Genomic DNA, 14,849 nt, shown 5'->3' with positions numbered 1-14,849 from the left:
GGCGGAAGCCGCTGCTTTCTTCGTCACTGCCAACATGCCCTGCACGGTCCGGTGGTCCTCGTTTCGACGGCGCGATTCTTCATCGCTGGCGCAATCATAGACGGGCGAGAACGAAAAATCCGTAACTTTTTTCGAAAACGCTCACGTCAAGGCGTGTACGATACCGGGCGATACCTCGCTCCAGCCCCGCTGCGCGGCCTTGTCCAGCGCCGCGCGATCGATCGCTGCCATATCGGCGATCCGCGCTCGCACCCGCCCCGCGTTCACTGCAATCTCCAGGACATTTTGCCGGCCGCCGAGCGCTGCCAGCCACATGTCGTCCTTTGCCTCGATGACGGGGGTGGTTTTCCCCAATGCCCGCATTTCACCGGCGACCCGGTCGGCGATGGGGCCGAGCACGACCTGCAGCGCATTGCCGCCGGGACGCACGACACCGCGCGCGCCCAGCGCCTTGAGCGCGGCTTCATCGACCTTGGCCGGATCGACAAGGATCAGCCGCAGGCGCGTCGTGCAGGCGTCGATCGACTGGAGATTGGCGGCACCGCCCAGCGCAAGCACCAGTCCGGCCGCCTGGTCGCCCGCGGTGCCGGAGCCGGCTGGCTTGTCCACCTCCATTTCGCGCCCGGGCGTCTTCAAATTGAAGCGGACGATGCAGAAGCGGAAAGCGAAATAATAAATGGCGAAATAGGCAGCGCCGACCGGGAGCAGCAACAGCGGACGTGTCGCCAGGCCGTAGTTGAGGACATAATCGAACAGCCCCGCCGAAAAGCCGAAGCCGAGCCTGACGCCCAGCGCGTCCATGATCACCATCGCCAGCCCGGTCAGCACTGCGTGCACCGCATAGAGCAGCGGCGCGAGGAACATGAAGGTGAACTCGATCGGCTCAGTCACGCCGGTCAGCAGCGAGGTAAGCGCGAGGCTGAGCAGCATGCCGCCGACCGCCTTGCGCCGTTCCGGCAAGGCGGAGCGGTACATGGCGAGGCAGGCAGCGGGCAGGCCGAACATCATCACCGGGAAGAAGCCGCTCATGAACGCGCCCGCGCTCGGGTCGCCCGCGAAATAACGCTTCAGGTCGCCGGTCGCGCCGTTGAAATCGCCAAGGATGAACCAGGCGATATTGTTGAGGATATGGTGCAGGCCAGTGACGATCAGCAGCCGGTTGAGCGCGCCATAGATGAACAGGCCGACCGGGCCAGCGCTGACCACCCAGCGGCTCAGCGTATCGATCGCGGTTTCGAGTGCCGGGAATCCGAGACCGAACAAGGCCGCGCCGATCAGCCCCGCGAACCCCGCCGCGATCGGCACGAAGCGGCGTCCGCCGAAAAAGGCGAGATAGTCGGGCAGCTTGATTCCGGAATAGCGGTTGTAGAGCCAGCCCGAGACCAGCCCCGAGAGGATGCCCGCCGGTACGCTGAGCTTGCCCAGCTCCTTCGCTTTCCACGCGGCGGTGGCGAGATCGCGGGCGGCCTGGTCGGCAAAGGCGGCGGTTACCTCGGGCGGGACAGTGAGCAGGGCCTTGCCGCCCTCGACGGTGACGAGGAAGGCGACCGCGCCGGCCAGGCCCGCTGCGCCATTATTCTCGCGCGCCAGCCCGACCGCGACGCCGATCGCGAAGATCAGGCCGAGATTGGAGAAGATCGCCTCACCCGCGGCGGCGATGAAGGCGATGTCGAACATGTCCGGCTGGCCAAGGCGGAGCAGCAGGCCCGCCACCGGCAGCACCGCGATGGGCAGCATCAGCGCGCGGCCGAGCGGCTGGAGGGCGTCGATCCGCAGGCGCATCATCCGGTTCCTTCCAGCAGCTTGCGTACCCCGGCGGCGGTGGACATCGACAGCGCCTTTGCCGCGAGGGCGCGGCAGGTGGGCATGTCGAGCGCGCGGACCGCTGCCTTCAGCCCGGGGATGGTCGCGGGCGTTGCCGAGAGTTCAGTGACGCCGAGGCCGATCAGGATCGGCGCGGCGGCCAGATCGGAGGCGATGCCGCCGCACACGCCAAGCCAGCGGCCATGCGCTTTCGCACCTTCGGCGGCACGGGCGATGAGGTGGAGCACGGCCGGATGAAGCGCATCGACCATTGCCGCCACCGCCGGATTGCCGCGATCGGCGGCCAGCGCATATTGGGTGAGGTCGTTGCTGCCGATCGAGAGGAAATCGGCGTCTCGTGCGAGGCTGTCGGCGAGGAGTGCGGCGGCGGGCGTCTCGACCATCACACCGAGCGGGATGGGGATGTCGATGCCGAGGTCGGCCCGCACCCTGTTCAGGATCGCACGCGCGGCGGCAAGCTCGCCGGCATCGACCACCATCGGCAGCATGATGCGGCATTGCCCTGCCGGCACGCCGCGCAGGATCGCGCGGAACTGGATTGCGAGCAGGCCGGGATTGGCCAGCGAAAAGCGAATGCCGCGCGCGCCGAGCGCCGGATTCTCCTCGTGCGGGAACGGGAGATAGGCGACCGGCTTGTCGCCGCCGATATCGAGGGTCCGGACGATCAGCGGGCGGCCGGCGAGCCCCGCGGCAACGGCGGCATAAGCGGCGCGCTGCTCTTCCTCGTCGGGGGCCGAACTGCGATCGTGGAAGAGGAATTCAGTGCGCAACAGGCCGCAGCCCTCGGCGCCGAGCGCCACCGCCGGCGCCGCGTCTGCGCTGGCCGCAAGGTTGGCGAAGATCTCGATCCGCGTGCCATCGGCCATGACACACTCGTCCTGCGCGGCGGCGGTCTCGGCGGTGGCGCGGTCGCGCTGACGACGCAGCTGCGCGGCTGCTGCGTCACGCGCGGCGGGCTGGGGCGCTGGATCGAGTGTGGCGCGATCGGCATCGAGCAGGACTTCATTGCCCTCTTCCAGCTCAAGAACGGCCGTTCCCGTCGCGACGAGCATCGGGATGCCCGCCGATGCGGCAAGGATCGCGGCGTGTGCCGTCGGCCCGCCATAAGCGGTGCAGATGCCCGCGACTCCTGCGTCGGTGAGCGCGGCGAAGTGCGAGGGAAGCAGCTCGTCGGTGATCAGGATCGCGCCGCGCGGCGGTATGGGCATCGCGGTATCGGCACCGACGAGCAGCGCGACAATCTGGCGCTCGATATCCTTCAGGTCGGCGATGCGCTCGATCAGCAGGCGGTCGCCGGTCGCGCGGATCGCCTCGGCATGGCCGCGGATTGCGCCACGCCAGGCAAAGGCGGCGCTCTTGCCCTGAGCGATGAGGCGCTGCGCGGCGGCGAGCAATTCCGGGTCGTCGATCAAGGCGCGGTGCGCGGCCGCGATGTCCGCGCCGGGGCCATGGCCATTTCCGGCGGCCTGCAATTGCGTTCGGGCGGCGGCGAGGGCCCCACTCTCGGCGGGCGCACCGTTGCCCTGTTCCGGTACGGCGACGTCAGTGGGCCGGAACTGGAAGACCGGGCCGATCGCAAGGCCGGGAGCGGCGCGGACGCCGTGAATCAGACCGTCGGGCGCGGGCGCCGCGACGGGCGCGACAGGCTGGTGCGCTTCCTCGCTCATGCCCTTTTCGATCAAGGTGGCGAGCGCGGCGATGGCAGCGCGGGCATCGGGTCCGCGTCCGGCGATCTCGATCTCGTCGTCATGGCGGATGCCCGCCGACAGCAATGCGACGATGCTGCGCGCATTGGCGGTCTTGCCGTGCGCCGAGAGAGTCACCTCGGCGGTGAAAGGCTTCAGTGCGGTGACGATGCGGGCAGCGGGGCGGGCATGGATGCCGCTCGGCAGGGGCACGCGGATCGTGCAGCGGGCAGTGTCCTCACCTAGGTCGGCCGCTACGTCGGCGGTGGCGAGCGGGGCGATATCGGCAAGCGGGTCGCCCGCCTTCACGCGGGCATCAAGGCCGTGGAGCGTAACGGCAAAACCTTCGCTGGTGACGGTGATTGGGGTGATCAGGCTCCTGGCACGCGCTGCGACCGGATCGAGATCGACCTCCAGCAACACCTGGCCGAGCGTGACCGTTTCCCCGTCGCGCACTCTGGCGGTGAAACCGTCTCCGGCCAGTGCCACCGTCTCCAGCCCGACATGGATCAGCAGTTCGGCGCCGTTCGCCAGCTTCAGGGTGACGGAGTGGCGGGTCGGGGCGACGGCGATGACGGTGGCGTCGCAGGGCGCCCGGATGACTCCCTCGAGCGGGTCGATCGCGAAACCCTCACCCATCATGCGCTCGGCGAAGACCGGATCGGGCACCTGGGCCAGATCGAGCGCCCAGCCGGCCATGGGCGCGTGCAGGTGGACGATCACGGCGCGGTCACCAGTTGCACCGCGCTCACCGCCCAGAGCGGGTTCACGCCTTTGGCGGTATAGGTGACGCACAGGTCATGATCGCCTTTGAGCGGAGCGATCGGTGCGGTCAGCCGCGTGATCCCCGGCCGGAGGGCTGCCGGGGCAAGCGGGAGGGTAGCGATACGCGCACCGTCGCAGCCGTCGCGTATCTCGATCTCGCCGGCGGGCGTGGCGGGCGGGCGGAATCTGATCTTGTCCTTGTCCGCGCCGATCTGGAAGTTGAACGGCACTTGCCCGACCGAGACGGCGATCGACCGCACCCCGTCCATCGGTGCGGCATCGTAGATCCAGCAAGGATTGGCGACGTCGATCATCAGCGCAGCGCGCGGCTCCCTGGCCGGCGCATCGTCGGCCAGTCGCAGCGCGATGCCCTGCGAGCAGAGCTTGAGCTGCGTATCGTCGCGTCGGCGGATCGACCCGGGCGTGAGGGGCAGGTCGATCGCACCCGGCAGCGCCGCGCCGTCCAGCATGGTCGCGGCACGCAGGCGGGCCGGCATCTTCAGCGTCACCGGCCCTGAATAGAGCGGTGATGCGGGCCCGGGGAGAGTGCCGTCGATGGTATAGCGAACCGGCAGGTCCGATTGGCCGCTGAGGATGACCTTCGCGCCGTCGCCGTCCGGGGCAAGCCTCGCCACCGGACGGAACACCGCGGCACTTGGTTCGATGCCGAGCTTGCTCAGGCGTTGCATCTGTGGCGCGAGGCGCCGGACGAAATCGCCGAAATCGCGCTTTCCGCTCGACCAGCCCAGTTCCGCTATCGCTGCGCCGCGCGGGAAGGCAGCGGCCGCAACCAGGGACTCGTTGCGCAGATGCTCGGCCCAGATGTTGCCCTGAAGGCCTAGGATATGGCGCTGCTGCTCTGCGGGAATCGAGGCGGGCGCCGGATCGAAACCATAGACGGTCGCCAGCGTGATGAGATTGCCGCGCCCGGTGCCCTCGGCTGCGCTGACGCCCTGGCGGTTGTCGAGATAAAGCGTCGGCGCCGGGCTCAGCACGGCATCATGGCCGGCCTTGGCTGCGGCGACCGCGCCATCCAGACCGCGCCACGACATCACGGTTGCGTCAGGCATGATGCCGCCGTCGAGGATCTCGTCCCAGCCGATCAGCCGCCGGTCATGCGCGGCGAGATAGCGACCGATGCGCTGGATGAACCAGCTCTGCAATTTGTCTTCGGACGTGACGCCGAGCGCCTTCATCTTCGCCTGGATCGCGGGCGAGGCGGCCCATTGCTGCTTCACCGCCTCGTCGCCGCCGACATGGATATAGCGCGACGGGAACAGCGCCATCACCTCGTCGAGCACGTCCTGCAGGAAGGTGAAGGTCGCGTCGTCGGTGTTGTAGAGCCAGGGGAACACGCCCCAGTCGCTCTCCGTGCCCGGCGGGATCGGAACGCCCATGCCGAGCCGCGGATAGGCGCGGATTGCGCTCAGCGCGTGACCCGGCATCTCGATCTCGGGCACGATGGTGATGCCGCGCGCGGCGGCATAAGCGACCACGTCACGGATCTGCGCGCGGGTATAGAAACCGCCGATGACGGGCAGGGCGGGAGCGCCGGGCGCGGTGGCCGGGCGGCGCCATGCGCTGACGCTGGTCAGGCGCGGATATTTGGGTATCTCGATGCGCCAGCCCTGATCGTCGACCAGGTGCCAGTGCAAGGTGTTGAGCTTGTTCGCCGCCATCGCGTCGATCAGGCGCTTGACGAAGGCGGGCGACTGGAAATGCCGCGCGCTGTCGAGCATCAGCCCGCGCCATTTGAAGCGGGGCGCATCGTCGATCGTGACGGCGGGAATGAAGGGGCTGGCCTCGCCGGCGCTGGCGAGCTGCCAGAGCGTGACGGCGCCATAGAGAAGGCCGGCATCGTTGCTGGCGCTGATCGTCGCGCCATTGGCCGACGTCCTCAGGCGATAGCCTTCGGCGGGAAGGCCCGTGATACGTTCGAAACGGACCGTGCCACCGCTCGTCACCGAGAGTTTGGGGCCGCCAGTACGTGACAGCAGGTCGATCAGACGGTCGGCCGCGTTGCGTGCGCCGCTGTCGCCCGGTGGAACGAAGATGCCGCTGGTCGCCGTCAGCGTGAAGCCGCCCTCCGCCTGGCTCAACGATTGGGGTGCGGGCAGCAAAGCGACCGGCTGCGCCATCGCAGCGGAAGAGAGAAAGGCCCCGACTAGCGAAAGGGCCCGGAGGATCTGAATGCTCGACACGCCGGGCGCCTTTACGAACCTAGGATAGCGGGCCGGCACAGCCGGCCCGCTTATTCAGATCAGAACTTGAAGCGCGCGCCAACGAAGAACTGGCGCCCATTGTCGTAGATCGCCCGAACCCGGTCGCGCGTGCCCGAATATTGCACGATCTTCTGGTTGGTCAGGTTCACCGCGTCGGCCGTCAACGTGATGTTCTTCGTCACGTTGATGCCGAGCGACGCGTCGAGCGATGACAGTGCCGCCTGGTTGAGCGGTGCCGAGCGATCGATGTCGATGAAGAAGGCCGAACGGTAATTATACGAGAGCCGGGCGGTGAGCAGGTCGTTCTCGTAATAGCCGGTCACGTTCGCCGAATGCTTGCTGTTGCCGGGGATCTGGTCGCCGTTGCTCGCCTTGGCATCGGAGTAGGTATAGTTGGCGATCGCGCCGAACCCGCCCCAGATCGGCCGCGAGATCTGGAACTCGAAGCCCTGGTTCCGGCCCCCGGCGCCGTTGGAGCGGCGGTTGATCTGATAGGGGCAGTTGAACAGGTTCGGGTTACCGCCAGGTGCCACCACGCAGGATGCGGGCTGGGTACCGGGGACGAACACGCCGGGAAGGGTCTCGGTCGAGGTCCGGTTGACGATGTACGACTGGATATCCTTGTAGAACACCGCCAGCGCTACGATCGTCTCGTTGTCGGGGTACCATTCCAGCGACGCATCATATTGATTGGCGCGATACGGCTGGAGGTTCGGGTCGCCGCCCTGGCCGGTGAGCAGGGTGCCGTTGAGGTCGACGCCCGGGGTGATGTCGACGAAGTCCGGTCGCGTCACCGTCTTGCCGGCGGCAAAGCGCAGCACGAATTTCGGCGACAGGTCGATCGACAGGTTCGCGCTCGGCAGCACGTCCGTATAGGATCGGTCGGACGTGATCGGGGTGAAGCCGCCGAACGGGTTGGTGAACTGCGGGTTCGCGCCGCCGATCAGGCTGCCGGTCGATGTCTGGTCGGTCTTGATCACGCGGACGCCGACATTGCCGCGCCATCCCTCGCCGCCGAACTTGGCCATGGCATAGCCGCCATAGGCCTTTTCGTTGATTGAATAGGTGTTGCCGGGCACGACGAACTTCCCGCTGATCGCGGCTGCCTGCGATCCGTAGATCTGGCGGAGACGGGCGGGGTCGACCGTCCAATAGTCCTTCAGCGTTCCGGACGCCCCGATACCGTCGAGGAAGTCATCCGGCGTGCCGTGACCGCTTGCGAAACTGGCGGCGGTGCAGGGCGCACCGCTGCAAACCAGGCCGGGCGTGAGCGCGCCGCCATTGGTGGCAAGGCGAAGCGCCGTGCGATCGTGATCGGTATATTTCACGCCGACTTTCAGGGCGGTCATCGGGCCCCAATCGACCTGCTGTTCGAAATCGAGATAAGCGTATTTTTCCTCGTCCTTGTTGGTTACGGACTGGATGCGCGCGAAATCGATCAGTGCGCCGGCCGGCGAGGTCGGGTTGGGCGAAGTGAAGTGTACCTGGGGCGTCCCGCCGCGCAGATCATAGGTGAACGAGCCGGTGGACGCCGTTTCGAGGAAATTCTCGTTCGACGTTTCGCCGGTGGCCTTGGTCCAGCCCGCCTTGAGATGCACGGTCAGCTGGTCGGTCGGCTTGTAGTTCACGTCGAGATCGGCCGAATAGGTTTCGGCGAAGGCCTGGCGATCGATCGCGTCGAACACCATGGCACGCGCGCCGCCGGCGGCATTGTTGGTCGAAGTGACGGTACCGGCCACGGCGGTGCCGTTCTGGACGGTCACATTGGTGATCGTGCCGCCGCTGCCGAGCGCCCGGTCAGGCCAGGCGAGATAGTTCTGGTTGAAATTGTCGGCGCCGAACCGCGAATAGAGGCCCGTGACATTGATCTCCAGCGCGTCCGACGGGCGGAACTGGATGCCGATATTGCCGCCGTACCGCTCGCGCTCCTGCTGGAAGATCGTCGAGCCGATGAGCGTCGGCACATTCGCGGTCGCGCCGCCGCCGATCGCGAAGGGCGCGTAACCGAAGATCTCGATGCCGTCGCGGCGCGTCTGGCGTTTCTGGTAGATGCCGCCGATCAGGATGCCAAACGTCTCATCGGCATTCTTCCAGCTCACCAGGCCGGAAACCTGGGGATCGAATTTCCCCGACAGGTCGGAATAGACGCCCTGCACCGATGCTGAGAGGGTGAGCGGCTTCAGGTCGAGCGGATTGCGGGTGTGCACGTTGATCGTGCCGCCGACGCCGCCTTCCTCGATATCCGCCTGCGGGCTCTTGTACACTTCGAGCTGGCCGACGATTTCGGCGGGCAGGGTCAGATAGTTGAAGCTGCGGGTCGAGGCGACCTGATCGAGGATGAACCAGTCGGCGGTGGCGATCGAATGGCCGTTGACCAGCGTCTTGGTCAGGTTCGGCGCAGTGCCGCGCAGCGATACGCGCTCGCCATCGCCGAATTCGCGATTGATGACGATGCCGGGGATGCGCTGCAGCGCCTCGGCGACGTTCTTGTCGGGGAATTTGCCGATGTCTTCGGCCGTGAGCACATCGGAGATGACGCTCGAGTCGCGCTTGGCGGCAATCGATGCCTGGACCGATGCGCGGATGCCGGTGACGACGATGTCGGGCTCGGCGGTATCGCCCTCTGCGGTCTGGACTGGGCCGGGCTGTGTGTTGTTGGCGGTGCTCTGGGCCTGCGCGGTGGCGGCCAATGCTAACGAACTCACGGATGCAGCCAGAAGTCGTATTGCGGTCATTGCCGTTCTCCCCTTCTTATCCCTGTTGGCATGCCAATTGCGGACCAATCGCAGACCAATTATTGAAACATGTGTCATACCAATGACAGCGTCAAGCAGGATTTTTGCAAGTCCAGTCGAGTTGGTGCAATTTTCTTGTGGAAAATGGTATTTGATTGGTCTTATAGAGGTTGTGTCGGCAGTGGTCGGCGAACAGGAGCGGGGATGCGCGGATGACCAATCTGGCCGACAGGATCGGGTCGCTTGACGGCAATGCGCGGGCGCCGCTGTATCAGCAGATGCAGGATGCCTTGCGCCGCGGGATCGAGACCGGGTCGCTGCGGCCGCAGGAAGCGCTGCCGCCCGAGCGCGATATCGCCAAGGAATTCGGCATCTCGCGCATCACGGTGCGCAAGGCAGTCGACGGGCTGGTTGCCGACGGCATGCTGACCCGACGCCAGGGCGCGGGCACCTTTGTCGGCGGGCGAGTCGAGAAGCAATTCTCGAAGCTCACGTCCTTTTCCGAGGACATGGCGGCGCGTGGTCGCACCGCGCGCAGCGAATGGATCATGCAGACCGAGAGCACGGTGAACTCGGACGAATCGCTCACTTTGGGCCTCAGCCCCGGATCGCGCGTGTTCCGCTTCCACCGCATCCGCTATGCCGACGATCAACCCATGGCGCTGGAATATTCGACGGTGCCGGGCTTCGGTCTGCCGGGGCTCGATGTGGTCGGCGTGTCGCTCTACGAAGCGCTCGAAGGCGCCGGTCACCGCCCGGTGCGCGCGCTGCAGCGCTTGCGGGCGGTGCTGTTCGACAAGGACCAGGCGGCGCTGCTCGGCATCGAAGCCGGCGCGCCGGGCCTGTTCATCGAGCGCCGCGGTTTCCTGGAGGATGGCCGTGCGATCGAGATGACGCATAGCTGGTATCGGGGTGACGCTTATGATTTCGTCGCAGAGCTGAACGCGACGGCATGAGCATCGCGCCCGATTCCACATTGATGTTCGCCGAGGCGGCCGAATCGGCCGTGGTGATCACGCGTCAGCGCTCGGCCAATCGCGCCGTAGTCGATGCCCTTGTGACGCGGCTGCGCGCCGCGCCGCCACGCGCGGTAGCGACCTGCGCGCGCGGCTCCTCGGATCACGCGGCGACCTTCGCCAAATATCTGATCGAGACGATGATCGGCGTGCCGGTCAGCTCGGCCGCGCCGTCCGTTTCCTCGGTCTATCATGCCGCGGCGCAGCTCGACGACACGCTGCTCCTTGCCATTTCGCAATCCGGCCGCAGCCCCGATCTGTTGAGCATGGTCGAAGCGGGCAAGGCCGGCGGCGCCTATCTGGCGGCGATGGTCAATGACGCCACATCGCCGCTTGCGGCACTAGCCGATGCGTCGCTGCCGCTCCATGCCGGCGCGGAGAAGAGCGTGGCGGCGACCAAGAGCTATATCGCCTCGCTGGCGGCGATCGTCGGGCTTGTTGCCGCCTGGGCCGAGGACAGCGCGCTGTCGGCGGCGCTCGACGAAGCGCCGGCCTTGCTGACCCGGTCCTGGCAGGCGGACTGGAGTCCGCTGGTCGACGGACTCGCCGGCGCGCGGGGCCTTTATGTGATCGGGCGCGGCCTCGGTCTCGGCGTCGCGCAGGAAGCCGCGCTGAAGTTCAAGGAGACCTGCGGGCTTCATGCCGAGGCGTTCAGCGCGGCCGAGGTGCGGCACGGTCCGATGGCGCTGATCGGCCCCGACTTTCCCGTGCTGGTGTTCCGCCAGGACGACGAGACCGCGCCTGGCATCGACGATCTGGTGCGCGAGGCACTGGGGCAGGGCGGTGCCGTCTATTGCGCCGGGGGTGATATTTCGGGCGCGGTCACGCTGCCGACGGTCGACGCGGCACCGGCGATCCAGCCGATGCTGCAGATCCAGTCCTTCTACCGCGCGGTCAACGCGCTATCGGTGCGTCGCGGGTTCGATCCCGATTCGCCACCCCATCTGCGCAAAGTGACCGAAACCGTCTGATGGCCACTGCCCTTTTCAACTGCCGCATATTGATCGACGACGCGCTGGTCGACGGCCTGGCCGTCCTCGTTGAAGGCAGCTCCATCGCAGCCGTCATCGCCGAGCGGGACATCCCCGTGTCGGCCGAACGGCACGATCTGAACGGCGCGGTGCTGGCGCCGGGCCTGATCGATACGCAGGTCAATGGCGGCGGCGGCGTGCTGTTCAACGACGCGCCGACGGTGGAGACGATCGCGACGATCGGCGCTGCGCACCGGCGCTTCGGTACGACCGGGTTCCTGCCGACCCTGATCAGCGACGATCTCGCCACGGTGCGCGCCGCCGTCGCCGCCGTGGACGAGGCGATTGCGCGGGGCGTGCCCGGCGTGCTCGGCATCCATATCGAGGGCCCGTTCCTCAATATCGACCGCAAGGGCATCCACGATCCCGACAAGATCATCACCCTGGACGATGAGGGTTTTGCCGCGGTCACTGGCCTGAAGAACGGCGTCACGCTCGTCACGCTCGCGCCGGAAAAGACCAGCCCGGCGATGATCGTGCGACTGGCCGTAGCCGGCGTGATCGTCGCGGCAGGCCATACCAACGGCAGCTACGACGCGATCCGCGCTGCGCTGGATGCGGGCATGACCGGCTTCACCCATTTGTTCAACGCCATGTCGCCGCTCGCCTCGCGCGAGCCCGGCGCGGTCGGGGCGGCGCTCGAGGACCGGGAAAGCTGGTGCGGGCTGATCGTCGACGGACGGCACGTCCACCCCGCGACGATGCGCGTGGCGGTGAATGCGAAACCAGACCGTATCATGCTCGTCACCGATGCGATGCCGAGCGTCGGGCAGACCGACAAGAACTTCATCCTGCAGGGCCACCGCGTCGAGGTGATCGACGGGGTCTGCGTCAATGAGGACGGCACGCTTGCCGGGTCGGACCTCGACATGGCCCAGGCCGTGCGCAACGCCGAAACCATGCTGGGCGTATCCCAGGCGCAGGCGCTGACCATGGCGGGGCGCAATCCCGCACGTTTCCTGCGCCTCGATGGAAGCCATGGCCGCATCGCCCCCGGATACGCCGCCGATCTCGTCGCGCTCGATTCGGACGGGCTTACGCTGGCGACCTGGATTCGCGGTCACCTGGAAGGCTGATCGCTCCTACTTCACACCGCCGATGACGATTTCCGAAGTACCCGGCGTATAGGGCAGGGTGAAGCCGAGCGTTTGTGCCGCACCGTCATGGCGTGCCGCGACGATCTTTCCTCGCACGGAGATGCTGGCCTTTGCCGACATGCCATGCACCGTGACGGCGACGTCACGCCACCACGGACGGTAGGTGCCCTCGCCCTTGGCGAAGGCGATGCGCAGCCCGGTGTCTGACACCTCGCAGCGAATCGACTGGCGCAAATAGGCGCCGCGTTCGAACGCCATGCTGTGGCCGTCATCGGCATAGAGCGTGCCGGTGCAATCGGGCCCCGGATAGACATCGAGCGTCAGCGGCCCGGACGGCGTTTCCGACGTGCTTTGCACCAGCGGCTGGCGGGGCAGGATGGTGCCGGCTCGCACATAGACCGGCAAGCGGTCGAGCTTCGGCGTCTCCTTGATCGTATCGAACGCCGCGCCACCTGCAGCCGCTTTGGTCACCGGCATCCCGGTCCAAAGATCATACCAGCCACCCGAGGGCAGGCAGATGTCATATTGCTGCGGCGATTCGGGCTTGGGCGGCGGCGCGATCAGCAGCGCCTTGCCGAGCGTGAAGGCCATCGACTGGTCGCAATGCGCCGTGAGCGCTTGCGGATAATCGTAGAACACTGGCCGCATGATCGGATCGCCGGTGCGGGCATTCACATCGCCCAGTCCATAGAGATAGGGCATCAGCCGATAGCGCTCTTCGACGAAGCGGCGGCGGATCGCGAGATGCTCCGGCCCGTCCAGCCACGGCTCCACGCGCGGCGTATCCTTGGCGGAATGGTTGCGGAAGACCGGCGTGAAGGCAGCGATCTCGTACCAGCGAGTCAGCAGGTCCGGGCTCGGGCCGCCCGTGAAGCCGCCGACATCCGCGCCGGCGTAGGAGAAGCCGGACAGGCCCAGATTGATCAACTGCTGCACCGACAGCTTCAGATGGTCCCAGGTCGCGCTGTTGTCCCCGGTCCAGGTGGCTGAATAGCGCTGGCCGCCGGCATAGCTGGCGCGAGTCATGACGAAGGCGCGCTCATCTGGTTTCAGCGCGCGTAGCCCGTCATAAGTCGCCCGCGTATTCTGCATGCCATAGACATTGTGGATCTCGGCATGGCTGGCCGAACGCGGCGCGAAATCGTCGCTGGCGACTTTGTGCACCGTATCGAGCGGCATCGTCAGGTTCGGGGACTCGAACACCGACGGTTCGTTCATGTCGTTCCAGATGCCCGCGACCCCGTCGTCCAGCAGCGATGCGTGGAGCTTGCCCCACCAACTGCGCGTGGCCGCATCGGTGAAATCGGGAAACACCGAAGGCCCCGGCCACACCTTGCCGACGAAATTCGAGCCATCGGGGTTGTGGACGAAATGATTGCCCGCCGCACCGCTGTCGTACGGCGCATAGCCTTCGCCCGGTGCGGCGGCGACATGGAGATCGGCGATGGTGACGAGGCGGATACCCTGCTTGCCGAGATCGCTCGTCAGCCCCTTCAGGTCGGGAAAGGCAGTGCGGTTGATCGTGAAGGGCCGGTTGCGATCCTGGAAGTCGATGTCGAGCCAAACCACGTCGGTCGGGATCGCGTCTTTGCGCAGCCGGTCGGCGATCGCGCGGGTCTCGTCCGCAGACATATAGCTGTAGCGCGACTGCTGGTAACCGAGCGACCAGAGTGGGGCGAGCGGCGCCTTGCCGGTCAGGTCGGTATAGCGGCGCACCACCTCGGCGGTGCTTGGCCCGGCGATGACATAATAGTCGATCGGGCCGTCGGGCGCGCCGAAGGCGGTGACCTCATCCTCGCGGTGGCCGAAATCGAACCAGGCGCGCCAGGTATTGTCGAGCAGCACGCCGTAGCTGCCGCCCGCGCCGCCTGCGCTGACGAAGAAAGGGATCGATTTGTAGATCGGATCGGTCGATCCGGTGAAGGCATAGGCGTCGGTATTCCAGTCGACGAAGCTCTTGCCGCGGCGGTCGAGCCCGCCGGTCTTGTCGCCCAGCCCGAAGATATGCTCAGCCCGCGCCAGCGTCTTGCGCAAGGTGAAGCCCTTGCCGTCGAGTTTGATCGGCGCGGCATCATCGGCGGTGATGAGCTTGCCGTCCTTGTCCTCGATCCTGAGGCGCAGGTCGGGGCCGACATGAACCCGAAGCGCCGCCGTCGCAAAGCCGTCCGCCGTTCGCTGGACGGCAACCGATTGCGCGCGGAAATCCTTGGATACCGCCCAGCTCGCATCCTCGGGGAGGGTGCCGTCGCGCCCGATCCGCACCCGCAGGATCGAGTCGGTCAGTGCCTTCACGCTCAACAGCATCCGGCCCTGGCGGACCTCGATGGAGTCCGGCCGCGCCGCGAGACCCGTCGGCGCGGCCTGGCCCGCCTGCGCCAGGGCGGGCGCTGCCATGACCATCGCCGTCCCGAGCAGCAGGGAACGCAGGCACAGGCTCGATACGGACATGGAAAACTCCCGGTTACGGATACGCA

The 14,849-nt window shown here is 66.7% G+C and carries 8 protein-coding genes; 3 read left to right on the top strand and 5 right to left on the bottom strand.

All coding sequences use genetic code 11. The features are described 5' to 3' along the window. Positions 1-141: 141 nt before the first annotated feature. The 4 genes from nagE to WC729_RS07445 form a co-directional block, all read right to left on the bottom strand. Complete coding sequence (gene nagE / locus WC729_RS07460) at positions 142-1,782, bottom strand: N-acetylglucosamine-specific PTS transporter subunit IIBC (RefSeq protein WP_372851172.1); 1,641 nt, start codon at positions 1,780-1,782, stop codon at positions 142-144. Then, positions 1,782-4,232, bottom strand: a complete 2,451-nt coding sequence (gene ptsP / locus WC729_RS07455; protein ID WP_372851170.1) for a phosphoenolpyruvate--protein phosphotransferase — start codon at positions 4,230-4,232, stop codon at positions 1,782-1,784. The genes nagE and ptsP overlap by 1 nt, the downstream gene beginning before the upstream one ends. Further along, positions 4,229-6,412 carry a family 20 glycosylhydrolase gene (locus WC729_RS07450; RefSeq protein WP_372851168.1) on the bottom strand — a complete coding sequence of 728 codons (2,184 nt, stop codon included), beginning with the start codon at positions 6,410-6,412 and terminating at the stop codon, positions 4,229-4,231. The genes ptsP and WC729_RS07450 overlap by 4 nt, the downstream gene beginning before the upstream one ends. A gap of 122 nt (positions 6,413-6,534) precedes the next feature. Further along, on the bottom strand, positions 6,535-9,231 hold the full coding sequence (locus tag WC729_RS07445; protein ID WP_372851166.1) for a TonB-dependent receptor: 2,697 nt from the start codon (positions 9,229-9,231) through the stop codon (positions 6,535-6,537). 212 nt (positions 9,232-9,443) lie between these two features. On the opposite strand from WC729_RS07445, the gene WC729_RS07440 reads away from it, so the two are divergent. Genes WC729_RS07440 through nagA form a run of 3 tightly spaced genes read left to right on the top strand, consistent with a single transcriptional unit; the run spans position 9,444 to position 12,354 of the window. Continuing rightward, positions 9,444-10,187 carry a GntR family transcriptional regulator gene (locus WC729_RS07440; protein ID WP_372851164.1) on the top strand — a complete coding sequence of 248 codons (744 nt, stop codon included), beginning with the start codon at positions 9,444-9,446 and terminating at the stop codon, positions 10,185-10,187. Next, on the top strand, positions 10,184-11,218 hold the full coding sequence (locus tag WC729_RS07435; RefSeq protein ID WP_372851162.1) for an SIS domain-containing protein: 1,035 nt from the start codon (positions 10,184-10,186) through the stop codon (positions 11,216-11,218). Before WC729_RS07440 ends, WC729_RS07435 begins: the two co-directional genes overlap by 4 nt. Next, positions 11,218-12,354, top strand: a complete 1,137-nt coding sequence (nagA, locus tag WC729_RS07430) for an N-acetylglucosamine-6-phosphate deacetylase (protein ID WP_372851160.1) — start codon at positions 11,218-11,220, stop codon at positions 12,352-12,354. Before WC729_RS07435 ends, nagA begins: the two co-directional genes overlap by 1 nt. 6 nt (positions 12,355-12,360) lie before the next feature. Here nagA and WC729_RS07425 read toward each other — a convergent pair whose 3' ends face one another. Beyond that, on the bottom strand, positions 12,361-14,823 hold the full coding sequence (locus WC729_RS07425) for a TIM-barrel domain-containing protein (protein WP_372851158.1): 2,463 nt from the start codon (positions 14,821-14,823) through the stop codon (positions 12,361-12,363). Between the last annotated feature and the right edge of the window lie 26 nt (positions 14,824-14,849).

The sequence above is a fragment of the Sphingomonas sp. genome, assembly GCF_041661825.1.
Classification (GTDB): Bacteria; Pseudomonadota; Alphaproteobacteria; order Sphingomonadales; family Sphingomonadaceae; genus Sphingomonas.
The sequence above is the reverse complement of the archived record's forward strand: the minus strand, read 5'-3'. Positions and strand labels throughout refer to the sequence as shown.